Raw genomic sequence first — 26,978 nt, forward strand, 5'->3', positions numbered from 1 at the left:
CGCTTCACCGAGATCCAACCTGGACCTATGTCCGCACTCGCAATGAGCAGGGTTTCGAATTCAATATTGGGATTGCAAAAAAGAACATCGCAAACTGCGAAGTCGGGCAAACCATTATAGTCATCCGTCAAGGAACCAACGCACGCGCAACGCCTGAAGGCTGTAGCAGGAGGAACTCTGATGATTCCTAGCGAAATCCAAGTCGCCGCGCTCTACAAGTTTACGCCCTTCGGCGACCCTGCCGCTTTGCGCGCTCCGCTGCTTGCCGCATGCGAAGAGGTTGGCGTCAAGGGCACGCTCCTGCTCGCAAACGAGGGCATCAACGGCACCATTGCGGGAACCGACAACGCCATTGCCGCCGTGCTCGATCATATCCGCCAACTGCCCGGTTGCGCCGATACCGAGGTCAAATTCTCGCACGCACCCGAAATGCCGTTCCACCGCATGAAGGTGCGGCTGAAGCGCGAGATCGTCACCATGGGGCAGCCCGATATCGATCCGCGCCACAGCGTCGGGCGCTATGTCGATCCGCAGGACTGGAACGCGCTGATCTCCGATCCCGACACCGTGGTGATCGACACGCGCAATGATTACGAAGTCGCCGTCGGCACATTCGAAGGCGCGGTTGATCCGGCCACCCAATCCTTCCGCGACTTTCCCAAGTGGTTTCGGGAACACCGCGAGGAATTGCTCACCGGCAAGAAGCGCGTCGCCATGTTCTGCACTGGCGGCATCCGCTGCGAGAAATCGACCAGTTTTCTGCGCGCCGAAGGGATAGAGGACGTGTTCCACCTGAAAGGCGGCATCCTCAAGTATCTGGAGGAAGTGCCGCCCGAGGAAAGCAAGTGGCAGGGCGACTGCTTCGTCTTTGATGAGCGGGTGACGGTGCGCCACGGGCTGGAGCCGGGCGAATACGGCCTGTGCCGCGCCTGCCGCCGCCCGGTCTCCGCCGAAGACATGGCGCATCCCCATTTCGAGGAAGGCGTCAGTTGCCCGCATTGCATCGACGAGCGCACCGAGGAACAGCGCGCGCGCTACCGCGAACGCCAGCGGCAGGAAGCGCTCGCCCGCAAACGCGGAACCCATCATGTCGGCGCGACGTTCACTCCAGAGGATGACTGAAACCGCGCCCTCTGTTCCTGTCCTCTACTCCTTCCGTCGCTGCCCCTATGCGATGCGTGCGCGCATGGCGCTGTGGATCGCGGGGGAAACGGTGGAACTGCGCGAGGTGAAGCTCGCCGCCAAGCCGCCCGAAATGCTCGAAGCCAGTCCCAAGGGGACGGTTCCGGTGCTCGATTTCCGGGATGGTTCGGTGATCGACGAAAGCCTCGCCATCATGCGCTGGGCGCTGCACCGCAACGATCCTGAAGGCTGGCTGGCGGGCGATGACGAGGCGCTGATCGCCCGCAATGACGGGCCGTTCAAACGCGCGCTTGATCGCTACAAATACCCGACCCGCTATCCCGATGAGGCCGGCGGGGACGAGGAGACATTCCGCCTCGATCACCGCACTCACGGGCTGGCGGTGCTGCACGATCTCGATGCGCGGCTGGGCAGCAGCGGGCAGTTGTGCGGCGACAGCCGGACGCTCGCCGATATCGCGCTGTTTCCCTTCGTCCGGCAATTCGCCAACACCGACCGCGAATGGTTCGACGCGCAGGGGCTGCCGCATGTGCAGGAATGGCTCGAAGGGCATCTCGCGTCAGAGCTGTTCGCAAGCGTGATGCCCAAATTCGCGCCCTGGAAAGCGGGTGACGAACCGGTGCTGTTTGGGCCTTAGAGCGGTTTCCGACCATTCCGGGTCATCTGGACGGAGCCGAAAAGCTTCGAGTTCGAGGCGCAAGGAGGGAGCGATGCAGTAGCATCGTGACCGACGCGCAACGCGGAAATCGGGGCTTTCCGGCCCGCCGCCGCAGGCGGTTGCGCCAAGAGCCGCGCTGGACAGCGTTGCGCCGCTTGCAGGGGCAACCAGCCCCTGCTGTGCACCGCGCCTTGCCAGCGCGGCTCTTGGCGGCAATCGAGATGACCCGGAATGGTCGGAAACCGCTCTAGAGCGCGTCGCGGAACGCGTCGATCAGCCAGCTTGTCGCCGGGCCTAGCCGCGTGTCGCGGCGCCAGATCGCGCTGAGCTGGTAATGCGCGCCGGGCCGTTCGGGCAGGTCCAGCTCAACCAGAGCGCCCGAGGCCAGATCGCCCGCCACCATTTCGCGCGGCATATTGCCCCAGCCCAGCCCCGCCTTCAGCAGCGTGTGCTTTGCGCCCAGATCGCCCAGCCGCCATGTCAGCGGGCTGAGCACCGAAAACTCGCGCCCCTCGGTCCGGCGGGAACGGTCTGACAGCACCAGTTGCAGGTGGCGGCGGCTTTCGCCCGGTGCGATATTGCCCTGCGCCAGCGGGTGATCGAGCACGGCGACGGGGATCAGATCGACCTCGCCTACCGCCTGCCGCTCCAGCGCCGGGTCTTCGCCGATGATCGGGCCGCCAATGGCAAGCTGCGCTCCTTCGTCGAGCAGGCATTCCACCACCGCGCCCAGCCCCTCCACCCGCAGCCGCAGCGCGACGGTGGGGAAGGTTTCGCGGAAATTCCGCAGCACCTTTGCCGTGACTTCGCCCGGCAACATCACGTCGAGCACCAAGCCTAGATTACTTTCCAGCCCCGCATGCAAGGACCGGGTCTTGGCCAGCAGCCCGTCCACCCGGTCTGCCACGGCGCGCGCTTCGGCCAGCAGCCCTTCGCCCGCTTCGGTCAGCACCGGTTTGCGCGAACCTTCGCGTTCGAACAGGGTGACGGCAAGCTGCGCCTCAAGCTGCGCGATGCCGTAACTGATCGCGGAGACTGCGCGCCCCATCCGCCGCGCCGCGCCGCCAAAGCTGCCTTCCTCCACCACCGCGATGAAGATGCGCAATTGATCGAGACTGGGATCGCCGAGCTTCATATCACAGATATTCAGATATTCCGAACATCTTGGCAAGTTTTATCGCAGTTTTCCGGTCAAAAGCGCTGGCCTATCTACCCCTCAACGACGCGGGGATCGCCCAAGGGCCCCCGCAGAAAAGGAGACAAGAGCCATGATCGAACTGCGTCCATTCAACACGCTCGGCGCCGCCAATCACGGGTGGCTCGATGCGCATCACCACTTTTCCTTCGCCGGCTATCACGATCCTGCGCGGGTCCACTGGGGTGCCTTGCGCGTCTGGAACGACGACACGATTGCGCCGGGAACGGGCTTTCCCACTCACCCGCACAACGACATGGAAATCATCACCTATGTCCGCAAAGGCGCGATCACCCATCGCGATTCCATGGGCAATGAAGGCCGCACCGAAGCGGGCGATGTGCAGGTGATGAGCGCGGGCAATGGCGTGCGCCATTCGGAATACAATCTGGAAGGCGAGGACACCACGCTGTTCCAGATCTGGATCATCCCGGATGAACGCGGCGGCGAACCCAGTTGGGGCGCCAAGCAGTTCCCCAAGGGTGATCGTGCCGGCGCTTTCGTCCCGCTCGCCAGCGGGATTGCCAACGACAACCAGAACGGCGCCCTGCCGATCCGCAGCAAGGCCCGCGTACTGGGCGCGACGATCAAGGCGGGCGAAAGCGTGACCTACACGCCCTCCTCGGCCGATCGCCACCTCTACCTTGTCCCCGCAACCGGCAAGGTGCGCGTGGACGACGTCGAGGCAAACGCCCGCGACGGGGTCGCCATTACGCAGCTGGAGCAGGTGACGATCACCGCGCTCGAAGACAGCGAAGTCGTGCTGGTCGACGCCGCCTGACACCTTCCCTCGGGGGCTGACCGCGTTCCCCCTCCCTCTCCCCTAACGGTCAGCCCCCACCCCCTTCATTCCCTCAAAGGAGTTTCCCCAATGTCGAACATCCTCCACATCACCGCCAGCATCCGCGGCGACGAAAGCATCTCCAACGCGCTGGGCAATCGTCTGGTCGAAGGGCTTGCCGCGAAAACCGGGGCGAGCGTCACCCGCCGCGACCTGTCGGCCAATGATCTGCCCTATGTCAGCGCAGACCGCTTTGGCGCGAACCTTACCCCCGCCGCCGATCGCACGCCCGAACAGGCGGAACTGGCCGCGATTGCCGATACGCTGATCGCCGAACTTCAGGCCGCCGACACCATCGTCATCGCCAGCCCGATCTACAATTTCGGCGTGCCCGCGACTGTGAAGGCATGGGCCGATCTGGTCGCCCGCGCCGGGACGACCTTCAAATACACCGAAACCGGCCCTGTCGGCCTGCTCGAAGGGAAGAAGGCCTATCTCGCGATCGCGTCGGGCGGAACGCCGGTGGGCAGCGATATCGACTTCATGAGCCGTTGGCTGATCTTCTTCCTCGGCTTCCTCGGCATCTCTGATGTCGAAGTGGTTGCCGCTGACGGAATCATGGGCGCGGATGGTAGGGAAAAGATTGACCGCGCCCATGAAAAGGTTGCCGAACTGGTCGGCTGAACCGGGTCAGGAAATCACGAGGCGGCGGATCGTTCAGGCAGCGGTCCGCCGCCTTTTCCTACGCGCTCGAACATCATCGCCGCCTGCGTCTGCTTGGCGTAATATTCGGGACGGCGCGGATATTTGACGAGCAGCAGCAGCGACATCGCCACCACGATCCCCGCTCCTACAACGAGGAAGATCGAGGAAAGGCCGCCCATCGCATCGGTCTTGCCCAGCATGAAGGCGCCAAACGAGATCCCGAAATTGCTCACCGCCATGTAGATCGTGAACTGGGTCGCGGCGACCTTGGGATCGCACAGCCGCATCGATATCGGCAGCGCCGCCACGGTCAGCAGCATGTCCATCGCGATCCACGAATAGACGAAGGCCATGAAGACCACCGGATTGCCCCAGAATTGCTGCCCCAGATACATGGCGGCGATCATCGTCAGTTGCAGCACGCACCACATGATCGCGATCCGTTTCGCGCCGTAGCGATCGCCCAGCCAGCCACCCAGCGTCATGCACAGCACGCCCGCAACCAGCCCGGCGGTGGCGGTGAGCGAGGCGATCTCGGAGGTGTCCCACCCGCCGTAATTCGCGCCGATCAAAGGGGTTGCTCCGGTAAAGCCGCCATAAAGTATGCCCCGCCCGAACAGCACCGGCAGCCACAGCAGGCTGACGAGCTTGCCCATCGAAAGGAAGGTCGATTTGAGCAGCGGCCACCACGCCTCAAGCTGGATCGCAAGATTGCGCGGATGCGATGCGCCCCCGCTCCACGGCATCAGCTGTTCACCGTCACGCTCGCGGAAGGCGGCGATGTAGACGCACAAGGCAAGAATGATCGCGGCGACGATCAGGAAGGCGGCGGGCGCGCCGAAATCCTCGATCACGAAGCCGCAGATCGCCGTCGCCGTGGCAATTCCGATCGACTGCCCGCCAAACATCATGCCGCTGCCCCGCGCGCGTTCGTCTTCGGACATGATGTCCACCGCAAGCCCGTCGACCGCGACATCCTGGAACGTTGTCGCCATGTTTACGGCAAAGCCGATACCGCCAAGGATCGCGACGTCGGTCACACCCGGATCGATCAGCGCGGCGATGACGAGAAATGCGATCATCACCCCTTGCGCACCGATGATCCACACGCGGCGGCGGCCCATCGGCAGGAAGGTGTAACGATCCATGATGAAGCCGTTGACCAGCTTCAATGACCAAGGCAGCGCGGTAAGCGCGGCGACCGATCCAACGTCAGCCGCCGGAGCGCCATTCACTGCCATCCACGCCGGGATCGCAAACCAGAACAGCCCGATCGGCATGCCCTGTCCGACATAGAGAATGAAGAGAGTGAACAACCGCAAGGCTCGCGAATGTTCAAGCACCAGACCGGCGGAACGCGCAGGTGTCGTCTGAGTCGTCAAATCTGCCCCCACTGATTGACGCCCACCGTTAACGGCTTGTGTGGCGCGGCATCAGCGACCCTGCCCTCGCAGCTTAGGCTTCCATCGGCGCAATGCAAACGACAGGCCCGGACGCGCGCGGGTTTGACGCTTTTTTGACGATACGGCGCGGGGTCAGATGCGCGGGCGTACCAGCAACGGCTTGAACAGCTTGGTGCTGGGCCGCAGCACGATGATCGCCACGCCGCAGACTGCCAGCCCCCCGCCTGCGATCAGGGTCCAGCCGATGGGATCGCCCGTCAGCCACGCGCCAAAGCCGATGGTGAGCAGAGGGGTAAGCAGGGTGAAGGGCACCACCAGATTGGCATCGTGCCGCTGCAACAACCGGTAATAGCTCGAATGCGCGCCGACGGAAACGATCAGCCCGGCAAACAGCACGCATCCCGCAATCGCCAGCGGGGCGGCGCTGACGGCTTCGATCTGGCCGGTCTCCAGCGTGAAGGAGAGCGGGAACAGCACGCAGACCGAGGCCAGTCCCGCCCACGCCTGCATCTCCACCGCGCCGATATCGATCCGTTTGAAGAACACCGATCCCGCCGCGCCGATCACCGCTCCGGCAAAGACATAGGCAAGGCCCCAGCCGCTCTCCAATCCCGAAGGCGAGCCGATGGCGATGACCACCCCGGCAAAGGTCAACGCGATGCCCAGCCCGCGCCGCCAGCGCACCTGCTCTTTCAGGAACAGGATCGCGAACAGCACCGTCAGCGGAGCGCCTGTCAGGCTGACGATCCCCGCCGCCGATGGCGATGCTGTCTGCAAGCCGATGAACAGCAGCGAAAACGATCCGCCGCTGATCGCAAGCCCGATCAGCAGCACACGCGGCAGGCTCGACGGCACCCGGCGCAACAAGGGCGCGAGCGCGATCACCACCAGCAGCGAACGCAGCGCCGCATAGAACAACGGCGGCATGGCAAGATCGTCCACCGCCAGCTTGCTGACGACGACATTGAGCGCCCACAAAACATTGCAGACGAGCAGCACCGCAATCGCGGAAAAAGGCAACGAACCGGGCAGTGCGATCAGCCCTTTTGTGCGGGCAGAGTGCCTTGCGGCAGGCTCTTGTGCAGATCCGCCAGCCACACATCGGCCACCGCATCCGACGGTGCGCGCCAGTCGCCGCGCGGGGACAGCGCCCCTTGCGAGGAGACCTTCGGCCCGTTGGGCAGCGCGCTGCGCTTGAACTGGGAAAAGCCGAAGAACCGCTTCACGAACAATTCCAGCCAGCTCGCGATTTCGGCGAGGTCGTACTGATTCTTGCGCTCTTGCGGGAAACCGGCGGGCCATTGCCCCGCGCTCGCATCCTTCCACGCATGCCACGCCAGAAACGCGATCTTGCCGGGTCGCTGGCCGAAGCGGATGGTGTGGTGGAGGAAGAAGTCGTTGAGCTCGTATGGGCCGACATGCGCCTCGGTATCCTGGATCGCGCCGTCTTCGCCTGCAGGCACCAGCTCGGGCGAGATCACCGTGTCATACACCGCCATCAGCACCTTGCCGCATTCGTCGCTGAATTGCCCGGTCTGCGCGGTCCAGCGGATGAGATAGCGGATCAGCGTCTTGGGCACGCCCGCGTTCACGCCGTAATGGCTCATGTGATCGCCCACGCCATAGGTGCACCACCCCAGCGCCAGTTCGGAAAGATCGCCCGTGCCCACGACAAACCCGTGATGCTGCCCGGCCAGCCGGAACAGGTAATCGGTGCGCAGGCCCGCCTGCACGTTTTCGAAAGTCACATCGTAATGCGGCTCTCCATCGGCATAGGGGTGGCCCATGTCCTCCAGCATGCGGGTGGCGGCGGGGCGGATGTCGATCTCCTCCGCCGTGATGCCGAACGCCTCCATCAGCTTCCACGCATTGCCCTTTGTCTCGTCCGAAGTGGCGAAGCCGGGCATGGTGTAGCCGCGAATGGTGGTGCGCGGCAGGCCCAGCCGGTCGCACGCCTTGGCCGCGACGATCAGAGCGTGCGTGGAATCCAGCCCGCCCGAAATCCCGATGACGAGGCTTTTCGCGCGCGTCGCCTGAATCCGCCGCATCAGCGCATCAACCTGAATGTTGAAGGCTTCATAGCAGTCTTCTTCCAGCGTCTTTTCATTGCTGGGGACGAAGGGGAAACGTGCGACCGGACGGATCAGGCCGACATCGCCCGGCTGGTGCGCGTGTTCGAAGACCACCCGGCGGAATGTATCCTCAGGCCGGTCATGCGCCTCTGCCGCGTCGGCAAAGGTCTGGTTGCGCATCCGCTCGCCCGCGATCCGATCAGTGTCGATATCGACCACGCACAGTTCCGGGTGGAGATCGAACCGCGTGCTCTCCGCCAGCAATCCGCCCATTTCATAGACGACGCCCTGCCCGTCCCATGAAAGGTCAGTGGTGCTTTCGCCGTGGCCGCTGGCCGAATAGACATAGGCGCAGATCGAACGCGCGCTGGACGAACGGCAGTGCAGATGGCGATCATCCGCGCGTCCGATGGTGACGGGCGAGGCGGAAAGATTGCACAGGATCAGGGCGCCTGCGAGCGCGGCCAGCGTACCCGGCGGATTGGGCGCCCAGAAATCCTCGCAGATTTCCACGCCAAAGGTGAATCCGGGCAGGTTCGACGCGGAAAAGATCAGATCGGTGCCAAACGGCACTTCCTCTCCGTTCACGCCGATCCACAGATCCTGGCAATTGCGGCCATGCGCGAACCAGCGCTTTTCATAGAATTCGCGGTAATTGGGCAGGTAGCTCTTGGGGATCACCCCCAGCACTTCACCGCCCGCGATCACCACCGCGCAATTGTAGATCTTGGCATTGCGGCGCAGCGGCGCACCGATGACGAGCACCGGGGAAAGCTCCGAGCTTGCCTCCGCTATCTCGCCAATCGCCGCCTCGCTTGCGTCCAGCATGGCGTTTTGCAGGTGCAGATCGTCAACCGCGTAGGATGACACGCACAGTTCGGGATACACCACCAGATCGACGTTCTGTTCATGCGCGCGCCGCGCCTCGGCCATGATCCCGGCGACATTATAGGCGACATCGGCGGTGCGGTGCGCGGGCGTTGCCGTTGCCACCCGCACAAAGCCGTGGGCGTGCATGTCGTAAAAGGGATGCGATGTATCGGCCATGATCCGCAGGCGCTCCGGTTTGCTTGTCCCAGTGCTCTAGCGGCAAAGGCTTAAGCTTCCTAGAGCGAGCAAAAGCTTCGCTTTTGAAGCTGACAGACAAACCATGCGCGCTGGCGGTTGCGCAAATGCGGGCAAAGCGCCACTTGGTTTTGCAAGGGACAGCTTGGGAAACACTGCCCATCCAAGGGGCCCATCCAAGGGGCCCATCCAAGGGGCCCGTCCAAGGAGACACAGCAAATGGCCGATCCTACCTACACTCCGCCCAAAGTCTGGAGCGTCGATACCGAATCCGGTGGCCGCTTCGCCAATATAAACCGCCCCACTGCCGGTGCGCGCGAGGAACGCGATCTGCCGCGCGGCGACAATCCGTTCCAGCTCTATTCGCTCGCCACGCCCAACGGGGTGAAGGTGACGATCATGCTCGAGGAATTGCTCGAGCTGGGCCACAAGGGCGCGGAATACGACGCCTTCACCGTCAACATCGGCAATGGCGATCAGTTCACCAGCGGCTTCGTCGCGATCAATCCCAATTCGAAAATCCCCGCGCTGGTGGATGCCAGCGGCGACACCGAATTCCGCGTGTTCGAAAGCGGCGCGATCCTGGTGCATCTGGCCGAGAAGTTCGGCGAGTTTCTGCCCAAAGACCCGGCGAGCCGCGCCGAAGTGCTGAGCTGGGTGTTCTGGCAGGTCGGCACCGGGCCGTTCATCGGCGGCGGCTTCGGCCATTTCTACGCCTATGCGCCGGAGAAATACGAATACCCGATCAACCGCTATGCGATGGAGGCCAAGCGCATCTTCGATGTCGCCGACAAGCAACTGGGCCAGACCCGCTTCCTCGCCGGTGACGAATACACCATCGCCGACATGGCCAATTTCCCGTGGCTTGCCCCGTTTGTCGCAGGCACGATCTACAACGATGCCAAGACCTTCCTGAGCATCGACGAATATCAGAACGTCGCCCGCTGGGCGCGCGAGATCGCGCAGCGTCCGGGCGTGCAGCGTGGGCGGCTGGTCAACAAGGTGTGGGGTGACGAGGATCAGCAGCTCGCCACGCGCCACTCCGCAGCGGACTTCGAAGGCAAGAACCTCGATTTCACTTTCTGAGCGCTTTTTTGGCGTTTCGACGAATGGGCTGGAAACCTTCGGGCTTCCGGCCCATTATCGTATCCGAGTGAGGACATGCCTTGGACGCGAAAGCGCCTGAACGAATTCGATTAAGCGAAAAACTGGGCTACGGGATCGGGGATCTACCCTCGGGCCTGTATCTCAACTTCTTTGCCGCTTATCTGCTGTATTTCTTCGTCGATCTGGGCGGTGTCGCGCCCGCCGCGATGGCGTTGATGCTGCTTTTGTCGCGGGTGTTCGATGCGATCACCGATCCGGTGATGGGCCTGATATCCGACCGCACCCGCACACGCTGGGGCCGGTACCGTCCCTATCTGCTGTTCGGCGCGATTCCCTATGGCGTCACCGGCTTCCTGATTTTCTCCGCACCCGAGATGTCACCCGGATGGCTGCTGGTCTGGGCCTATGCCACCTATGGCGTGACCATGCTGGCCTTTACCGCCGTCAACGTGCCCTATGGCGGGTTGCTGGGCGTAATCTCCCCTTCGGCAACGCAGCGCGCCAATGTCACCGCATACCGCATGTTCTTTTCGGGCCTTTCGGGCATCCTTGTCGGCGTGCTGGCGACCACTCTGATCCGCGAGCTGGGCGCAGGCGACGAAGCGCGCGGCGTCATGCTGACAATGGCGGTGTTCGCGGCGGTTTCGGTGGTCTGCTACCTCATCACCTTTGCCACCACGCAGGAACGCATCCCGCCCTCGCCCACCAACAATTCGGTGCGCGGCGATCTCGGCAATCTGGTGCGCACCGGCGCATGGGTGGCGCTGGCGGTGTCTTCGGTGTTCGGCGTGCTCGCCATCGCCAGCCGCGCATCGAGCGCGCGGTTCTATTACAAATATGTCGTGGGCGACGATGGCGCGCCGGTGTTCCTGTTCCTCGACCGGTTCGGCCTGTTCCTGACCGCGCTGGCGCTGGGCCAGGTCAGCGGTGTGGTGATCGGCTATCTGCTGCAAAACCGGTTTGAGAAATCGCACCTCATCATCTCCGGCGGCTTTCTGAAGGGTGCCGGCATCCTCGCGTTCTGGCTGATGCCGATTGATGCGGTGTGGGGGCAGACGCTGGCGCAATTGTTCGTCGGCATCGGCTTCGGCTTCCTGATGGTGCTGGCGTTTTCGATGTTCACCGACATTGCCGAATTCATCGACTGGAAATTCGGCAAGCCGATGACCGCGCTGACGCTGGCGGCTTCGGTGTTCGCGGTGAAGGTGGGCGCGGGGCTTGGCAGCGCGCTCCCCGGTCTCGTGCTGGAATGGAACGGCTTTGATCCGGGCGCCGCGCAAAGCGCCGAGGCGATCGCCGGGATCAACGCCGCTTTTGCCGTGATCCCTGGCCTGATCCTGATTCCGGCGGGGATTGCCATGCTGTTCTACCGGCTTGACCATGCAACCATCGCCCGGATCGAGCGCGATCTTTCGGTGCGGCGCACGGCTGCTGCAGGTTCCGGCGAATAAGCGGGAAAGAAGCGCTGCAAACCCCCTTCACATTTGCTTTCAGCCCGCTATATCGCGCGTTCCCTGCTGGGGTGTAGCCAAGTGGTAAGGCAGCGGTTTTTGGTACCGCCATTCGCAGGTTCGATCCCTGCCACCCCAGCCATATTTTGTTTCTTTTTGCTTCAAGCGCCAGCGGGGCCATCCGGCCCCTCGGCTATCCTCCGGGGGCCCGACCCCTGCGGGGCCACCCCTCCGGGCGGCCAGTCGGCCTTGCGGTCCTGCGGACCGATTGTTGCCGTTAGCGAACTGCTACTTCTTCACATTCACATGATCGAACGGGCAGTGTCTGCACGCCGATCCGCAGCATTTGCCGCGGTCGAGGTGGGCTAGCCGGGTGAACACCATGAATTCGGTTTCGGGGTCGATATAGCTGCGCTCCCCGCGCGCGCAGGCGGCTTCGTGCAGGGCTTCGTATGCGGGCGGATTGGCGGGGCGCGGTTCAGTCACGCGCCGCGCATATCAGACCGTTCCGGCGATGCACAGGTTCTGTCCCGTCACCCATTCGCCTGAATCGCCGACCAGATACAGCACGCAGGCGGCGATATCGCGCGGGGTGCCGAGCCGTCCGGCGGGCAGGTTCAACTGTTCGAGCAGCGGGCCGAAATCCTCATCGCTCATGCTCAGCGCCTTTTTCACCGTGTCAGTTGGGACAAAGCCCGGCAGGATCGCGTTGACGCGGATTTTCTGCGGGCCAAGCTCCAGCGCCAGCGTCTTTGTCAGCATGTTCACCCCCGCCTTGGCCGCGCTGTAATGGCCGCTGCCGGGGAACGGATCGCGCCCCGCCATGCTCGACGTGTTCACGATCGCGCCGCCGTCCTTCATGTGCCGCGCCGCCGCGCGCACGCCGTAGAACACGCTCGACAGGTTCACCGCCAGCGTCTTGTCCCACTCTGCCGGGTCAAGCTCGGTGATCGGCGCGGACACCAGCGAACCGCCCGCATTGTTGATCCATATATCGAGCCGCCCGAATTCATCGACCGCGCGCTGCGCCAGCGCGTCCATGTCGGCGGCAGAGGAAACATCGGTCGCCTGCGCCACCGCGCGCGTGCCGTATCCGGCGGCGTTGATGTCGGCGGCGACCCGCTCGATCTGGTCCATGCTGCGCGCCGCGCACACGACATTGGCGCCCGCTTCGGCGAGCAGGTGGGCGATCCCATCCCCGATTCCGCGACCGGCTCCGGTGACGACGGCGGTCTTGCCTGAAAGGTCGAACAATTGGTGCATTGGTTCTCTCCACTGGGATTATGGAGAGAGGATTGGGCCGTCAGCGCCGCTTCGTCCACTAACGGTAATGGTGGCCCCCGTCGCTACAGGTCAAACGTCCCAGAGCACCAAATCGGCAAGCGCATTGCCCGAAAGCCACGCACCTTCGACACGCGGGGAATGGAGGTAATCGCCAGCCAGCCCAAAAGCGATCTCGATATCATAGCGCGCTGGCTCGCCCGAAATCGCGCGCGGCATGGCGTACAGCCAGCGATGCGCCGCAAGGTGTACCGGCGCGGCGGGTGCGGCCCCGGTCTGGCGGAAGAAATCGTCGAGCAGCAGCGGCCCGACCTCATCAGGCGGCAAGTCGATGATTTCACGGCTGCGCTGCGGCGATGCGTGCAGCACCCAGCATTCGCCTCCGCTGCGTCCGGGCTTGGCCGAATTGCGCGCCGCCCATGAAATCGGCGCCTGCGGATCGCGGAGCGCGTCCGCCTCTATATCCAGCCTTTGCGCAAAACCGGCCATGACGGCCCAGCACGGCTCGGACGTGGCGCCCGCAACTTCCCGCGCCCACACCGGAGCAAGGCCGTCGAGCAGATCGAACGCCTGTTCGGCAGGCACGGCGATCAGCAGGGCGACGGCGGAGAACCGGTCCTCCCCCGCATCAACGTGCCATCGGCTGTTGGTGTAGGAAATCTTGTGCGCGCGCGTGTTCCAGCGCACGTCCAGTTCCTGTGCCATCGCCCGGATCGGGGCGTTCATGCCGGGGGTGCCGACCCATGCGTCTTCCCCGGCGGCAGGCCAGCGGGCGACCACGCCTTGCGCCTCCCACTCCTCCACCACCGCTTTGAAGCGCGGATCGCGTGCCGTGAAATATTGCGCGCCATGATCGAAGGACACCGTTTCCCCGGCGATTTCGGTGCGGCGGGCGGCCATCCGGCCTCCCGGCCCGCGTCCCTTGTCGATGACGCAAACCGCATCGCCTTCGCGTGCGATCCGGGTGGCGCAAGTCAGCCCGGCCATGCCGGCGCCAATGACGAGAGTATCGATTTCCTGTCTGTCCATGCCCGCCCAACGCGCCACGCAAAGAGTGGTTTCTAGGGTCAGGACCTAGGGAGCCATCCGGTTGGGCCGCGCCTCTGCCAGCAGCAACGAAAACCGCCCTTCGTCATCGGTCCAGCGCGCCACCGGTTCCCACCCGCCCGCATGCAGCAGCATGTTGGAAGTGCGCGAATCGAACTTGTGGCTGTTTTCGGTATGGATGCTTTCGCCCTCGGCCAGCGTGAACCTCTGCCCCGCAACGGTGAAGGCGATGTCGCGCGTGGCGACGAGATGCATCTCGACCCGGGCGAAATCGTCGTTCCAGCGCGCTTCGTGGCGCAATTCGTCGATCGGGATGTCACCTGCAAGCTCGCGATTGACGCGGCGGATCAGGTTGAGGTTGAACTGCGCCGTCACTCCCGCCGCATCGTCATAGGCGGCAACCAGCACGCTTTCATCCTTGATCAGATCCATGCCGATCAGCAATTGCGATCCCACGCCCAGCGTTTCGCGCATGTTGCGGAGCAGATCGACCGCAGTGCGCGCCACCATGTTGCCGATGGTGGAGCCAGGGAAGAACCCGAGCTTGGGCAGCGCAGCCACCTCTTCGGGCAGCGCGACCTGCCGCATGAAATCGGCCTCCACCGGATAGACCGGCAGGCCGGGAAACTTCGCCGCCAGATCGGCCGCCGCAGCGCGCAGGAAATCGCCCGCGATATCCAGCGGGACATAGGCCGCCGTATTGATGGCCGACAGCAGCAGCGGGGTCTTCACCGAAGAACCCGATCCGAACTCCACCACCGCGCGCCCTTCGCCGATCATCGCGGCGAAATCGGCCGAGCGCTGCGTCAGGATCTCGGTTTCGGCGCGGGTCGGGTAATATTCGGGCAGCCGGGTGATATCCTCGAACAACTGCGATCCGGCATCGTCGTAAAACCAGCGCGCAGGGATCGCCTTGGGCACTTGGGCCAGACCTGCCAACACATCGCTGCGGAACGCGGTGTCCACCCCTTCGGCATCGCGTGTGACCAGCCTCAGACCTTTTTCGGTTGGCACTTTGTCAGATGTCCTTGGCAAGCCGCAGGCCGGTGAATTGCCAGCGTTGATGCGGGTAGAAGAAATTGCGGTACGACGCGCGCGAATGGCCGCGCACTGTGGCGCAGCTGGCGCCTTTCAGCACGAACTGTCCACTCATGAATTTGCCGTTGTATTCGCCCACCGCGCCGCGCGCCGGTTTGAACCGGGGATAGGGCAGATAGGCAGAGCGGGTGAATTGCCAGCAATCGCCGAACAGCCCGCTCTCCCCATTGGGTTGCACCGGCCCTGCCCGGTCAAGCTGGTTTCCGCCGGCGGGATCATGCGCCGCCGGGGTGCCTTCGCCGTCCTGCCCGCGCGCGATCGCTTCCCATTCGAATTCGGTCGGCAAGCGTCCGCCCGCCCATGTCGCAAAGGCATCGGCTTCGTAATAGGAGATATGCGTCACCGGCGCATCGGGATCACGCTTCTGCCAGCCCGCGTGGGTGAACTGTTCGTCGGATCGCCAGTAAAGCGGCGCGTGGATCGCGTTTTCGCGCACCCAGGCGAGCCCGTCGGACAGCCACAGCGAGGCATCGCGATATCCGCCATCGGCGATGAATTCCCCCCATTCACGATTGGTCACCAGCCGGTCTGCGAGCGCAAACGGCTCCAGCAGGACGCGGTGCGCGGGCCCTTCGTTATCGAAGGCAAAGGCAGAACTGGCCTTGCCCGGATCATGGCCGACCAGAGCAATCCCGCCGGGATGCGAATGCCAGCCAAGCTCTTCACTGGGTCCGCGCTGCGACTGGTCCGCGTCCCACATCGCCGGGCCGAGCGGGTTGCGGAACAGCGCGTGCTTGATGTCGGTCAGCAGCAATTCGATGTGCTGCTGCTCATGCGCGATACCCAGCGCGACCAGCGGCGCGTGCACCGGATCGTCCAGCAATGGCGCCATCGCGGCATCGACCTGTGCGCGCCATTCGATCACTTCTTCCAGCGTCGGGCGCGACAGCATCCCGCGCGAAAATCGTCCAATCCGCGCGCCTTCGGCTTCGTAATAGGAATTGAACAGGAACGCCCAGCCTTCGTTGGGGATCGTGTAACCGGGCGCGTGATCGCGCAGCAGGAACGTCTCCCAAAACCATGTGGTGTGCGCGAGGTGCCATTTGGCCGGGCTCGCGTCCTCCATCGACTGGATCGTCGCATCCGCGTCAGAAAGAGGCTCGACCAGTGCCTCCATCAGCGCGCGGGTGCGGGTGAACTGCGCGCTCAGCGGCTCATCCGCGGGCTCTGCCTGTTCGCGTTGGAGGTTTGTTTCCGGCATTGTTTCCGCTCCCGATTATCTGCGGAGTTGCGCGGACGCCATGCCGGATGCGCAGATCAAATGAAAGGCCAAACAGGAATTTGGTTGCGTCACCTTGGCACATCAAACCGTCAGGCCGACCTGACAACTTTGACGATCAGGCCGCCATCCGCACCCGGTTGCAGCCGGATGCGCGGGCCTCCCACAAGGCGCCATCCACGCGCGCGAACAGCGAAAGCGCTGTGTCGTCGGGCTTCATCGCGGAATAGCCGACGCTGATTGTCACTGCGGGTGTCCCGTCCTTTGCGTCCGTGGCAGCAATAGCTTGACGCAGGCGTTCGGTCATGATGCGCGCCATGCGATCGGAAGCTCCGGGCACTATCCAGGCAAATTCGCTGTCACCGACCCGGCCCAGCAGATCGCTCTCGCGGGCCTGCGCTCCGGCAATCGCGGCCACCCGGCGCAGCACGGTATCAGCCGCCGCCGCGCCGCGATCTGCATTGATGCGCTGGAAATGATCGACATCGAACATCACCAGTACCAGAGGCATTTCGGTAATCCGCGCATCGACAAGGCGACGGCCCAATTCGGCCATCACCAGCCTGCGAGTGGCAATGCCGGTCAAGGGATCGCACAGCGCGGTGATCGGGGCATCGAGGCCGGAGACAATATCGCTGTGCGCGGGCTTCCGCGCAGTTTCGCTTTCGCCCCTTTCCCGCACCACGCCGACAATGCTCCGCACTTCACCATTGGCGCCGATCAGGTTGCACGCCTGCACGCGCAGCCCGCGCAGGGGGATATCGGGCGTGTTCAACTCGAATTCGAACTCGAACGGTTCGGTCTGGTGACGATTGCGCTCAACCTCGCCCACCAGATCGATGTCATGCGCGAACAACAGCGTTTCGGCGTCTCCGGCGACGAATTGCTCGTCCTCGTCGATACCGAACAGGCGCTTCATCCCGTCCGACCAATGCTGCTCGCCGGTTTGCGGATCATATTGCCAGATACCGATCCCGGCGAGCCTTTCGGCCATGCGCAGCGTTTGCAGGAAGTCGCGCATGGCATCGCCGTGCTGGCGCGCGGTACGGGCAACCTCGCGTGTTTCCCTGCGCGAGGAAACCACACGCGAGATGGCGGCGAGCGCGACCAGTGCCATTGCCCCGCAAGCCAGCAACAGGGGATCGCTGCCCAGTGGCAGGATCGAAGCCGGGTCGGGCTGCGGCACGGAAAGATCGACAGGGGACGCCATGGTTGCCCCTGCTTAACCATCAATTCCTGAGCGAGCGCAGGACGCGCTCCCCCGTTTGACTACCTACCAGTCAGGCGCCGGGTTCAAGCCGCATCGGCGGGCCGTTGCTGTTCGCCCATCTCGCTGTTGAGCATTTCCGCCAGCAGGAATGCGAGTTCCAGCGATTGCTCCGCATTGAGGCGCGGATCGCAATGGGTGTGGTAACGATCGCCCAGCGCATCATCGGTGATGGCCACCGCACCGCCCACGCATTCGGTCACGTCCTGTCCGGTCATCTCGATATGAATGCCGCCCGGATGCGTGCCTTCTGCGCGGTGGACCGCGAAAAAGCCCTTCACTTCCCTGAGGATGCGATCGAAGGGCCGCGTCTTGAAGCCGCTGTCCGATTTGATGACGTTGCCGTGCATCGGGTCGCAGCTCCACACCACCGGATGCCCTTCGCGCTTCACCGCGCGCACCAGCTTGGGCAGGCCTTCCTCGACCTTGTCATGGCCGAACCGGCTGATCAGCGTGATCCGCCCCGCCTCGCGCGAGGGGTTCAGCTCGTCGAGCAGCGCCAGCAGCGCGTCCGGTTCAAGCGAGGGGCCGCATTTCATGCCCAGCGGATTGCCGATGCCGCGCGCGAATTCGATATGCGCGCTGCCGGGGAAGCGGGTGCGATCCCCGATCCACAGCATATGCGCCGAAGTCGCATACCAATCGCCGGTGAGCGAATCCTGCCGGGTCATTGCCTGTTCGTAGGGCAGCAGCAGAGCTTCGTGACTGGTGTAGAAGCTGGTGCCTTGCAATTGCGGCACGGTGCCGGGATCGACCCCGCAGGCTTCCATGAAGTCCAGTGCCTCGCCGATGCGGTCGGCCATTTCGCTGAACTTCTCGGTCCAGGGCGTGCGGCCCATGAAATCGAGCGTCCACTGGTGGACCTGCCGGAGATTGGCATAGCCGCCCCCGGCAAAGGCGCGCAGCAGGTTGAGCGTCGCGGCGGCCTGCGAATAGGCGCGCACCATGCGCTGCGGATCGTTGCGTCGCGCCGCGGCGTCGAATTCGATGCCGTTGATGTTGTCGCCAAGGTAGCTCGGCAGGGTAACATCGCCGATCGTTTCGGTGGGCGATGAACGCGGCTTGGCAAACTGCCCCGCCATCCGGCCGACCTTTACCACCGGACGCTTGCTGGCGAAGGTCATGACGACCGCCATCTGCAGCAGCACGCGGAAGGTGTCGCGGATGTTGTTGGGGTGGAATTCGGCAAAGCTTTCGGCGCAGTCCCCGCCCTGCAACAGAAACGCGTGGCCATTGGCGACATCGGCCAGATCGTGCTTGAGCGCGCGTGCCTCGCCCGCGAACACCAGCGGCGGATAGGCCGCCAGCGTCGCTTCGGCTGCGGCCAGTTCGGCGGCGTCATCATACTGCGGCAGATGCCGGGCTTCGCGTTCTTTCCAGCTTGCTGGGTTCCAGTTCTGGGCCACTTTACGTCTCTTCTTTCACAACTTGCGGGCGGGCGGGTAGGCACGCTGGTTCTATTTGTAAAGCCACAGCGGGCATTGCGACAACTTTATTTCGCGCGCCGCGCCAGCCGGCAACAGTCTTGGCCCGCCGTCAGCGTCCGATCACTTGCGGGGCCGGACGCACGGCGGCGGGGCGTTGTACCACAGGCGTTGCAGGGGCTTCAGCCAGTTCCTGCCCTTCGGGAATGATCGCCAGCTTGAGCGGCTGGCGCTGCGCGAAATACCGATCCGCGAGGAACTGCATGATCTGCGGATTGGTCTGCGAATAATCCGCCAGCAGCGATCGCAGCAGGTTGACGCGCTGGGGATCGAAGCTCGACCCTTCGAGGTTGTAGAGCCAGAACTGGTTCCCGGTTGAAGCGCGGCGGATGCGCTGGCTCAGGGGTTCGGTGACGCGGTTGATTTCGTCGGCGGTCGGCGGATTGGTGGCGAGATCGCGCGAAATCCGCTCCGCTTCGGCGAAGAACACCGGCACGAAATCCGGGGTCAGCTGCGCCAGCGCGACGATCCGTCCGCCACCGTTGATGTCGGCGGGCCAGTTGGAGAACACCTGCGGCGAATAGCTCGCCCCGGCCTGTTCGCGCAGTGCCTCCAGCACGCGGTTGTTGAAGATTTGGGTGAGGATTTCGAGCTGGCGCGATTCGCGGATGCTCGCCATCCCGCCGCCACTGGGCCATGCGATCACCGCCGCCGCCTGATTGGCGTCGCCGCGATGGGTCAGCACCGTCGGCGTGTCGGAGGGCGCAGGGAAAGACGGCACGCGCGCGGCGACTTCAGGCGAAATCGGCGTGCGTTCCGGCAGCGCGCCAAAGGTTTCGCGCAGCTTTTCGACAATAGCGTCGCGATCGAATTCACCGAAAACCAGCACCTCGACCGGGCCCTGCTTAAGCAGCGGCTCCCACACTTCGCGGAAACCCTGCGGCGTCACTTGCTCAAGCATTTCCGGCGTCGGTGTGGCGAAGCGCGGGTCGCGATCGGTCGAAAGGTAATCGAGATCGCGGTTCAGCACCGCTCCGGGGCTGGTGGAATAGGTGTTGTAGGCCAGCTCCGCCGCCGCCTTGGCGCGGATCACCGGATCGGCGTCCCAGCGCGGCATGCCGAGCTTCGCCGCGAACAGATAGAGCTGGTCTGCCACATCGCTGGACCGGGTCTGCGCGGTGAAGGTGAACACCGCATCGTCGATCCCGAAATCAAAGCCCAGCTTGCGCCCGGTGGCGAGCCGGTCAATCTCGTTCTGGCCGAGATCGGCCAGACCCGAACCCACCAGCGCCATCTCGCCAATAGGGGCGTAAACGGCGGAGTCTTCGTCGAACGCGCGGTAGCCCGCGCCAAATCGCACCCGCACGGTGACGCGGCCCGGTTCGGCATCATTGGCCCACACCAGCGCACGCACGCCGTTGGCGAAATTGATCTGCTCCACTTCGAGAATGCCGAGCGGCCCTTCCTGCGTGATCGTGCCGGGGACACCGATGCGCGGCAGTTCGTCAAACGAGATGCTCTGCGCGGCCAGCCGGGCGGTATCGTCGACCACCGCTTCGCTGGCGAGCGCGAACTGCAGCTTTGCCTCGTCCGCTTCGCCGATGGTCGGCGTGACATAGACCGAACGCAGCACGTCCCCTTCGAACAGGGCGCGGGTGCGGGCGTGGACTTCGGCAGGGTTGAGGCGATGCTTCATGCCGCGAAACACGTTCAGCACAACTTCGGGCGCGGCCACCGTTTCGCGAATGTCCACCGCGTTGACGAGATTGTCGGCCAGATCCTTGCCCGCCTGCACCGGAGCCTGCTCCAGTGAATTGGCGAAGGCCACGTCGAATTCGGCTGCCTCGCGGTCGATTTCCTCCTGCGTGGGCGGGTTGGCGATGGCATCGGCGATCACCCCGCGCACATCGGCGAGCGCGGCCTCCCAGTCGTCAGACAGCGGCGCGACGGTGACGAAGGTCGCATCGGTCGAGCGCGAGATATCGTCCTGCTGCACCTGCGCGTAGAGATAGGAGCCGCCGCCGCGCGCGCGCGTTTCCAGCCGCCGGTTGATGATCGCCTGCGACAGCGCATCAAGCAGCAGCCCTTCATTATAGACGATGGTGTCCTGCACCTGCCGCCAGGGGCGCATGATCGCATAGGTCAGGCTGCGCGGCAGATCGGGCTCTACCCCGACGCCGAGATCACCGATCGGCAGGCCCGTTCCCGATGCGATCGGCGCGCCTTCCGGGGCGACGGGATCGCCGAAATCGGGCGCAACGCCCGGCTCTCCGGTGCCTTCCCAATCGCCGAACCATTGTTCGACAAGGCCCGCCAGCATCATCGGATCGGCATCGCCGGCAACCACGATCACGGTGTTTTCAGGGCGGTACCAGCGATCGTAGAACGCCTGCACCGCAGGGCCGGTCGCCGCTTCCAGCGTGGCTTCGGTGCCGATGGGATTGCGCGTCGCCAGCCTTTGTCCGGCAAAGAATGTGCGCCGGGTAAGGTCGCTCACCCGCTGCGCCGCCCCGCCCCGCTCACGCTTTTCAGCCAGAACAATGGGCCGTTCGGCGGCGACGTTTTCGTCGCTGAGCACCGGATCGCGCACCATGCCCGACAACAGCTTGAAGCTTTCTTCCAGCTTCGCCTGATTGATGTCGGGAATATCGAGCTTGTAGGCGGTGTGGGTCGGGCTGGTTTCGGCATTGGCATCGCTGCCGAATGTCGCGCCCAGCCGCTGCCAAGCTGCAATCGCCTCTGCCTGCCCCAGATATTTGCTTTCGCGGAACAGCAGGTGTTCGAGCAGGTGGGCAAAACCCTGTTCGCTGTCCTCTTCATGCAGCGAACCGGCATCAATCCGCACCCGGATCGACATCTGGCGCGGCGGCACGCCATTGCGGCGCACCGCATAGCGCAGGCCGTTGTCCATCTTGCCGAACAGCCATTCCTCATCGACAGGAACATTGCTGCCTTCGTACAGCCACGGCGTCTCGCCCTCGCCCTGCAAGGCCTGCGGGGCGGGAATCTCGGAGGCGGGAGCAGCCGGAGCGTCCTGCGCAAGGACGGGGACGACGAATGCAATCGGGGCGGCAATCAGGCAGAGCGCGGCGCCTGCACGGGAAATGATCTTCATGGGAACCTCTATAGGGAGCCAACCCATGAAGGGCCAGTGAATGTCCGCAAACATTCGCCAGACATCCGGCGTCTTGTCGCGGGGGCCGGGGCGCACTACTTTGCACCTCATGTTCATCGAAACCGAAACCACCCCCAACCCGTCCAGCCTCAAATTCCTCCCGGGCCGCGCCGTCATGCCGGTCGGCACGCGCGAATTCGCTTCCCCGGAAGCGGCAGAGGCCAGCCCGCTCGCACAGGCGATTTTCGACACGGGCGAAGTGGTGAACGTGTTTTTCGGCTACGATTTCGTCACCGTCACCGCTGCGCCGGGTTCCGACTGGAGCGCGCTGAAACCGCAGGTCGTGACGATTTTGCTCGATCATTTCATTTCCGAAGCGCCGCTGTTTACCGGGCCGACCGGCAATGGCATCGCCGTTCCTCCCGAAACCGAGGATCTGGTGGTGGAAGACCGTGAGGAAGACGCGGAAACCATTGCCTCGATCAAGGAACTGCTCGAAGCGCGCGTGCGCCCGGCCGTCGCCAGTGACGGCGGCGACATCGCCTATCGCGGCTTCAGCGAAGGCGTCGTCTACCTGACGCTGCAAGGCGCCTGTTCGGGCTGTCCGTCGAGCACGGCGACGCTGAAGCAGGGGATCGAAAACCTGCTCAAGCATTACGTCCCCGAAGTGACGGAAGTGCGCGCCGCCTGATCCGGCACGCGCGCAGGTTCACGTCCCCCTTGCAGAGCGCCCCCGGCTGGGGCATCGCGCTTTGCCATGCGCACCCTCGCGATAGAAACCGCCAGCGAAGCCTGCTCCGTCGCCCTGTTCGAGGACGGCGAGCTGCTGGCGCATGACAATCGCGTGCTGGGGCGCGGCCATGCCGAGGCGCTGATCCCGATGATCGCTGCACTGCCGGAAAAAGGCCGCGCGGATCGCATCCTTGCCTCGCTCGGACCGGGCAGCTTCACCGGAGTCAGGATCGGGGTCGCCGCAGCGCGCGCGCTGGGCTTTGCCTGGGGCGCGCTGGTGCTCGGTTATCCGACGCTGGCGCTGGTGGCGGCACAGGCCATGCAGCGCGACCCTAAACCGGTGACAGTGTGCATGAACGGCGGGCATGGCGAATGGTTCGTGCAAAGCTTCGACACCGGCGGCGCGCTGGACCCTGTGCGCTCGCTCACCCCCGATGCGGCTCGCGCAGCAGGGGCCAAGGCATTGATCGCGGGCAACCGCGCACAGGAACTGGCCGGCCTGTTCGATGATGCGCATGAAGCAATGATGCTGCTGCCCGATGCGGGCGCGGCTATGCTGCTGGATACTGCACATCTGACCGGCGATCTTTCCCCGATCTATGGCCGCGCGCCCGACGCGACGCCGCAAAAGGCGCAGGCAGGCGCGATCAGCGGATGAGCTCCACCCCGCACGAAATCGACCGGATCATGGCGGTGATGGAGGCCGCGTTCGATCCGGCCTATGGCGAAGCGTGGAACCGCCGCCAGGTCAGCGATGCGCTTGCCCTCCCCAGCACCCACGCGCTGGTGATCGATTCCGACGGTCAGGCCATCGCCGCTGATGCCCTGCCCCATGCGGCAGAGGTCGCCGGATTCGTCCTCACCCGTCATGCCGCCGACGAAGAGGAATTGCTGCTGATCGGCGTCATTCCCGAATTTCGGCGGCGCGGCCTGGGCGAAGCCTTGATCGACCGGCTGTTCGCACAGGCGCGGGCACGCGGCGTATCACGAATCTTTCTGGAAATGCGGCGCGGCAATCCGGCGATCCACCTCTATGAAAAGGTCGGATTTGAACCAATTGGCCTGCGCCCCAACTATTACAGGCTGACCAATGGCGGCCGAGTTGATGCCATTACTTTTGGCTGTTCAATCTAATTCACGACTAAAATCGCATCTGGCGAAATTTCTCCTGATTTAGTCCAAACTTGGCAACTCAAATCCTTGCAAAATCTGTAAAGGTCGGCCATGCGCCAAATATCGGAAAAATCCGAATAGAAAGAACAAGAGGAACTCATGGAAGACCTGCAGATGGAGATGAAGGAAACCCTCATCACCCTCACGAGCGATATTGTCGCCGCTCATGTCAGCAACAACAATGTCGATGTTGACGCCGTTCCGGCACTGATCACCAACGTGTATCAGGCGCTTGCCGGACTTGGCGAAGAAACCGTCGTCGAAGAAGTGCGCCCGGAACCGGCGGTTTCGATCCGCGCTTCGGTCAAGCCGGACTACATCGTCTGTCTCGAAGACGGCAAGAAGCTGAAAATGCTCAAGCGTTACCTGCGCACAAATTACGACATGACCCCCGAGGAATATCGGGCACGCTGGAACCTTCCCGCCGACTATCCGATGGTGGCTCCGAACTACGCTGAAAAGCGTCGCGATCTCGCCAAGAAGATCGGCCTTGGCCGCAAGCCGGGCACCGGTCGCGGTCGTCGCAAGGCGAAGTAATCCCGCCTCGTAGCCCCCGGCCGCAATTTCAGCTGGGGGCTGCACGGCCACCCGAACTTGAGCATTTCGCCCCGCCTCGGTAAGGGGAGGACGAGATGTATCCATCGGCTTTGGCCGACCCCAATCAGGAAGCATTCGCGTGAGCCAGAAGATCGACCTCGAACAATTGTGCGCCGAAAAGGGCTTGCGCATCACCGAACAACGGCGGGTCATCGCCAAGGTGCTGTCCGAAAGCGACGATCACCCCGATGTCGAACTCCTGCATGCGCGTGCATCGGAGGTCGACCCCAAGATTTCCATCGCCACGGTCTATCGCACCGTGCGCCTGTTCGAAGAGGCCGGAATTCTCGACCGGCACGATTTCGGCGATGGCCGATCGCGCTATGAACCTGTGCCCGAAGCGCATCACGATCACCTGATCGACGTCGAAACCGGCAAGGTCGTGGAATTCGTCGATCCCGAAGTCGAAGCGCTGCAACGCCAGATCGCCGAAAAGCTGGGCTATCGCCTCGTCGATCACCGGATGGAGCTGTACGGCGTCCGGCTGTCACGCGAAGACTGACAGCGATGAACCAGGATCCAGGGGTCAACACCGGGATCGACGCGCCCAGCGTCGATCAGGCTTGGGAATTGCGCGTTGCCGCCGCACGCGGTGAAAACACTCCGATTTCGATAGCGGGATGGCTGCGGCTGTCCATGCGCGCTCTGGCACTGATGGCGCTGTTGATCGTCTGTGTGCCGCTGCATTATGCCTATCGCCTTTTTTTCTATGGCTCTCCCTTCCCCATGCTGTTCCTGCGCTATTCGGCGCGCATTTGCGGCGCGCGGGTCAAGGTCGAAGGCACCCATCTGAAGCGCGACGTGTTCTACATCGCCAATCACATTTCGTGGATGGACATCCTTGCGATGGCAGGCGCTTGCGGCACCGCATTCGTGGCCAAGGCGGAACTGGCTCAGGCGCCGTTGGTCGGCTGGCTCGCATCGCTGAACCGGACGGTTTTCGTGAAGCGCGAAAATCGCATGGGCGTGGCCGAACAGATCAACGCGTTGAAAGAGGCGCTGGCCGACAATTGGGCGGTCACTGTCTTCCCCGAAGGCACCACGACCGATGGCCAGTCGCTGCTGCCGTTCAAGACGAGCATGCTTTCCGTCCTCGAGCCACCCCCACCCGGAGTGCTGGTGCAGCCGGTCTTTCTCGATTACGGCGCGGTGGCCGAATGGATCGGGTGGATCGGCGAAGAAGGCGGGCTCAACAATGCCAAGCGGGTGTTGGCGCGGCGCGGCACGTTTGAATTGCGTATCACCTTCCTTGAACCCTTCAGCCCCGAAGATCATCGCGGCCGCAAGGCGATCAGCCTCGAAGCGCGCCGCATGATAGAGGAGGCGCTGTGCGAGGCGCTGGGAAAGCCGCTGCGCCCGTTCGCGCATGATGTCGCGCCGGTGCGCTATTCCGCTCAGAAAACACCTCAGCCAAGCGAAGACGCGGAAGCCTGATCCGCCGGGCAGCTAAACCCTGCCCTTAAAGCCCTGCCCGCACCAGCCAATCGTGGAACAGGCGCACGGGGCGGTATTCCAGCGCGTTCGGCTTGCACACGAACCAATAGCTGTACGGGCTTTGCACTTCGGCCCCCGGCAGGTTCGTCAGCCGGTTGTCCGCTGCGCGCCGCAGGTGATCATCATGCATGATCGCAATGCCCAGCCCCTGTGCGGCCGCTTCGAGCATCAACTGGCCGGAATCGTAATGGTCGATCGCGGCGGGCTCCATCTCCTCCAGATCGTTGGCCTTTTTCCACGCGACAAAGCTTTCGGGCAGTTCGTTGTGGATCAGGAACGTCTGCTTGGCGAGGCCTTCGGGCGTGATCCGGTCACCGATCGCGATCGCAGTGTCCCGCGAACAGATTGCGTGGACCAGATTGTGATCGAGCCGCACCGCATGGAGGCCCGAGGCCGGTCCGCGCGAAAGGATGATCGCGGCATCCAGCGTATCGCCCACGCGGTCTTCCAGATGCGGGGCTGTGTCGATGTCGATATGCAGCAGCGGGTGGCGCTTGCGCAATTCGCCAAGGCGCGGGAACAGCCGCTGGCTGCCAAACATCGGGAGCACGCCGAGCCTGAGGCGCAGGAGCGAGATATTGTCCGACTGGCTTTCGACAGCGCGGGTCAGCGATTCCAGATGCGGGTTCACCGCCTCGTAGAACGCCTGCCCTTCGTCGGTCAGTTGCATCGACTGGCGCGCGCGGGTGAACAGCTTTTTCCCGACGAATTCTTCGAGATTGCTGATCCGGCGTGAAAGCGCCGACGGGCTCAGGCCGATCTCCTCCGCCGCCGCGCGGGCAGAACCCAGCCGGACGGTGCGCATGAAAGCTTCGAGGGCACGCAGGGGAGGAAGACGACGTGATGGCATGAGCAGGCTCCTAGATCACAAGGAGATACGCTCGTCGAGCCAATTGGATGCAAAAAATCGAAGAAATTTTGCGTAAGCCGCGCCGGTCATGCGGTTATTGC

General features: G+C 63.7%; 25 protein-coding genes and 1 tRNA gene. 13 read left to right on the top strand and 13 right to left on the bottom strand.

Translation table 11 applies throughout. The features are described 5' to 3' along the window. Positions 1 to 180 precede the first annotated feature (180 nt). Both trhO and AABA34_RS12540 read left to right on the top strand, forming a co-directional pair. Positions 181 to 1,122, top strand: coding sequence for an oxygen-dependent tRNA uridine(34) hydroxylase TrhO (trhO, locus tag AABA34_RS12535; RefSeq protein WP_338302894.1), 942 nt, complete (start codon positions 181 to 183; stop codon positions 1,120 to 1,122). Further along, positions 1,115 to 1,780 carry a glutathione S-transferase gene (locus AABA34_RS12540; protein ID WP_338302895.1) on the top strand — a complete coding sequence of 222 codons (666 nt, stop codon included), beginning with the start codon at positions 1,115 to 1,117 and terminating at the stop codon, positions 1,778 to 1,780. Before trhO ends, AABA34_RS12540 begins: the two co-directional genes overlap by 8 nt. A gap of 268 nt (positions 1,781 to 2,048) precedes the next feature. On the opposite strand, the gene AABA34_RS12545 is transcribed toward AABA34_RS12540, so the two are convergent. After that, positions 2,049 to 2,936, bottom strand: a complete 888-nt coding sequence (locus AABA34_RS12545) for a LysR family transcriptional regulator (RefSeq protein ID WP_338302896.1) — start codon at positions 2,934 to 2,936, stop codon at positions 2,049 to 2,051. Positions 2,937 to 3,069: 133 nt separating this feature from the next. Between AABA34_RS12545 and AABA34_RS12550 the strand changes: the two genes are divergently transcribed. Together AABA34_RS12550 and AABA34_RS12555 are read left to right on the top strand one after the other, a co-directional pair. Continuing rightward, positions 3,070 to 3,777, top strand: a complete 708-nt coding sequence (locus AABA34_RS12550) for a pirin family protein (RefSeq protein WP_034954511.1) — start codon at positions 3,070 to 3,072, stop codon at positions 3,775 to 3,777. A gap of 90 nt (positions 3,778 to 3,867) precedes the next feature. Next, positions 3,868 to 4,461 (top strand): FMN-dependent NADH-azoreductase, encoded by a 594-nt coding sequence (locus tag AABA34_RS12555; protein ID WP_338302897.1) that lies wholly within the window; start codon positions 3,868 to 3,870, stop codon positions 4,459 to 4,461. 14 nt (positions 4,462 to 4,475) lie between these two features. On the opposite strand, the gene AABA34_RS12560 is transcribed toward AABA34_RS12555, so the two are convergent. From AABA34_RS12560 to AABA34_RS12570, 3 genes are all read right to left on the bottom strand, one after another. Further along, positions 4,476 to 5,864: an MFS transporter gene (locus tag AABA34_RS12560; RefSeq protein WP_338302898.1), complete on the bottom strand. Its 1,389-nt coding sequence runs from the start codon at positions 5,862 to 5,864 to the stop codon at positions 4,476 to 4,478. A 153-nt stretch (positions 5,865 to 6,017) separates the two neighbouring features. Continuing rightward, a complete protein-coding gene (locus AABA34_RS12565) occupies positions 6,018 to 6,905 on the bottom strand; it encodes a DMT family transporter (protein WP_338302899.1) in 888 nt (295 codons plus the stop codon). Between the two features lie 17 nt (positions 6,906 to 6,922). After that, positions 6,923 to 9,004 (bottom strand): NAD(+) synthase, encoded by a 2,082-nt coding sequence (locus tag AABA34_RS12570; RefSeq protein WP_338302900.1) that lies wholly within the window; start codon positions 9,002 to 9,004, stop codon positions 6,923 to 6,925. Between the two features lie 237 nt (positions 9,005 to 9,241). On the opposite strand from AABA34_RS12570, the gene yghU reads away from it, so the two are divergent. The 3 genes from yghU (at position 9,242) to AABA34_RS12585 (ending at position 11,722) form a co-directional block, all read left to right on the top strand. Next, positions 9,242 to 10,108, top strand: a complete 867-nt coding sequence (gene yghU, locus AABA34_RS12575; protein WP_338302901.1) for a glutathione-dependent disulfide-bond oxidoreductase — start codon at positions 9,242 to 9,244, stop codon at positions 10,106 to 10,108. A gap of 80 nt (positions 10,109 to 10,188) precedes the next feature. Then, positions 10,189 to 11,580, top strand: a complete 1,392-nt coding sequence (locus AABA34_RS12580) for an MFS transporter (protein ID WP_051699879.1) — start codon at positions 10,189 to 10,191, stop codon at positions 11,578 to 11,580. Between the two features lie 67 nt (positions 11,581 to 11,647). Beyond that, positions 11,648 to 11,722 (top strand) — tRNA-Gln (locus tag AABA34_RS12585). A gap of 146 nt (positions 11,723 to 11,868) precedes the next feature. Here AABA34_RS12585 and AABA34_RS12590 read toward each other — a convergent pair. The 8 genes from AABA34_RS12590 to AABA34_RS12625 all read right to left on the bottom strand — a co-directional run bounded on the left by AABA34_RS12590 (position 11,869) and on the right by AABA34_RS12625 (position 22,031). Further along, entirely contained in the window at positions 11,869 to 12,066 is a 198-nt protein-coding gene (locus AABA34_RS12590) for a DUF5522 domain-containing protein (RefSeq protein ID WP_338302902.1), read from the bottom strand. A 12-nt stretch (positions 12,067 to 12,078) separates the two neighbouring features. Beyond that, the gene (locus tag AABA34_RS12595; protein ID WP_338302903.1) at positions 12,079 to 12,843 is read right to left on the bottom strand and encodes an SDR family NAD(P)-dependent oxidoreductase; all 765 of its coding nucleotides are present in this window, start codon (positions 12,841 to 12,843) and stop codon (positions 12,079 to 12,081) included. Positions 12,844 to 12,933: 90 nt separating this feature from the next. Further along, a complete protein-coding gene (locus AABA34_RS12600; RefSeq protein WP_338302905.1) occupies positions 12,934 to 13,890 on the bottom strand; it encodes an NAD(P)/FAD-dependent oxidoreductase in 957 nt (318 codons plus the stop codon). A 45-nt stretch (positions 13,891 to 13,935) separates the two neighbouring features. Further along, complete coding sequence (gene egtD / locus AABA34_RS12605; protein ID WP_338302906.1) at positions 13,936 to 14,922, bottom strand: L-histidine N(alpha)-methyltransferase; 987 nt, start codon at positions 14,920 to 14,922, stop codon at positions 13,936 to 13,938. A 4-nt stretch (positions 14,923 to 14,926) separates the two neighbouring features. After that, the gene (gene egtB, locus AABA34_RS12610; RefSeq protein WP_338302907.1) at positions 14,927 to 16,207 is read right to left on the bottom strand and encodes an ergothioneine biosynthesis protein EgtB; all 1,281 of its coding nucleotides are present in this window, start codon (positions 16,205 to 16,207) and stop codon (positions 14,927 to 14,929) included. A gap of 136 nt (positions 16,208 to 16,343) precedes the next feature. Beyond that, positions 16,344 to 17,435, bottom strand: coding sequence for a sensor domain-containing diguanylate cyclase (locus AABA34_RS12615; RefSeq protein ID WP_338302908.1), 1,092 nt, complete (start codon positions 17,433 to 17,435; stop codon positions 16,344 to 16,346). Between the two features lie 83 nt (positions 17,436 to 17,518). Next, on the bottom strand, positions 17,519 to 18,898 hold the full coding sequence (locus AABA34_RS12620; protein ID WP_338302909.1) for a class II 3-deoxy-7-phosphoheptulonate synthase: 1,380 nt from the start codon (positions 18,896 to 18,898) through the stop codon (positions 17,519 to 17,521). A gap of 130 nt (positions 18,899 to 19,028) precedes the next feature. Beyond that, the gene (locus AABA34_RS12625; protein WP_338302910.1) at positions 19,029 to 22,031 is read right to left on the bottom strand and encodes a M16 family metallopeptidase; all 3,003 of its coding nucleotides are present in this window, start codon (positions 22,029 to 22,031) and stop codon (positions 19,029 to 19,031) included. A 109-nt stretch (positions 22,032 to 22,140) separates the two neighbouring features. Here AABA34_RS12625 and AABA34_RS12630 point away from each other — a divergent pair, with 109 nt between their 5' ends. The 6 genes from AABA34_RS12630 to AABA34_RS12655 all read left to right on the top strand — a co-directional run bounded on the left by AABA34_RS12630 (position 22,141) and on the right by AABA34_RS12655 (position 25,967). Continuing rightward, positions 22,141 to 22,722 (top strand): NifU family protein, encoded by a 582-nt coding sequence (locus AABA34_RS12630; RefSeq protein ID WP_338304741.1) that lies wholly within the window; start codon positions 22,141 to 22,143, stop codon positions 22,720 to 22,722. 66 nt (positions 22,723 to 22,788) lie between these two features. After that, positions 22,789 to 23,421 (top strand): tRNA (adenosine(37)-N6)-threonylcarbamoyltransferase complex dimerization subunit type 1 TsaB, encoded by a 633-nt coding sequence (gene tsaB / locus AABA34_RS12635; RefSeq protein ID WP_338302911.1) that lies wholly within the window; start codon positions 22,789 to 22,791, stop codon positions 23,419 to 23,421. After that, on the top strand, positions 23,418 to 23,897 hold the full coding sequence (locus AABA34_RS12640) for a GNAT family N-acetyltransferase (RefSeq protein ID WP_338302912.1): 480 nt from the start codon (positions 23,418 to 23,420) through the stop codon (positions 23,895 to 23,897). The genes tsaB and AABA34_RS12640 overlap by 4 nt, the downstream gene beginning before the upstream one ends. 138 nt (positions 23,898 to 24,035) lie before the next feature. Beyond that, a complete protein-coding gene (locus AABA34_RS12645) occupies positions 24,036 to 24,473 on the top strand; it encodes a MucR family transcriptional regulator (protein ID WP_034954527.1) in 438 nt (145 codons plus the stop codon). A 139-nt stretch (positions 24,474 to 24,612) separates the two neighbouring features. Next, complete coding sequence (locus tag AABA34_RS12650; RefSeq protein WP_034954528.1) at positions 24,613 to 25,035, top strand: Fur family transcriptional regulator; 423 nt, start codon at positions 24,613 to 24,615, stop codon at positions 25,033 to 25,035. Positions 25,036 to 25,040: 5 nt separating this feature from the next. Continuing rightward, positions 25,041 to 25,967, top strand: coding sequence for a lysophospholipid acyltransferase family protein (locus tag AABA34_RS12655; protein WP_338302913.1), 927 nt, complete (start codon positions 25,041 to 25,043; stop codon positions 25,965 to 25,967). A 25-nt stretch (positions 25,968 to 25,992) separates the two neighbouring features. On the opposite strand, the gene AABA34_RS12660 is transcribed toward AABA34_RS12655, so the two are convergent. Continuing rightward, positions 25,993 to 26,877 carry a LysR substrate-binding domain-containing protein gene (locus tag AABA34_RS12660; protein ID WP_084155702.1) on the bottom strand — a complete coding sequence of 295 codons (885 nt, stop codon included), beginning with the start codon at positions 26,875 to 26,877 and terminating at the stop codon, positions 25,993 to 25,995. Positions 26,878 to 26,978: the final 101 nt, after the last annotated feature.

It is taken from the genome of Erythrobacter sp. Dej080120_24 (assembly GCF_036322605.1).
GTDB classification, from domain to species: domain Bacteria; phylum Pseudomonadota; class Alphaproteobacteria; order Sphingomonadales; family Sphingomonadaceae; genus Erythrobacter; species Erythrobacter aurantius.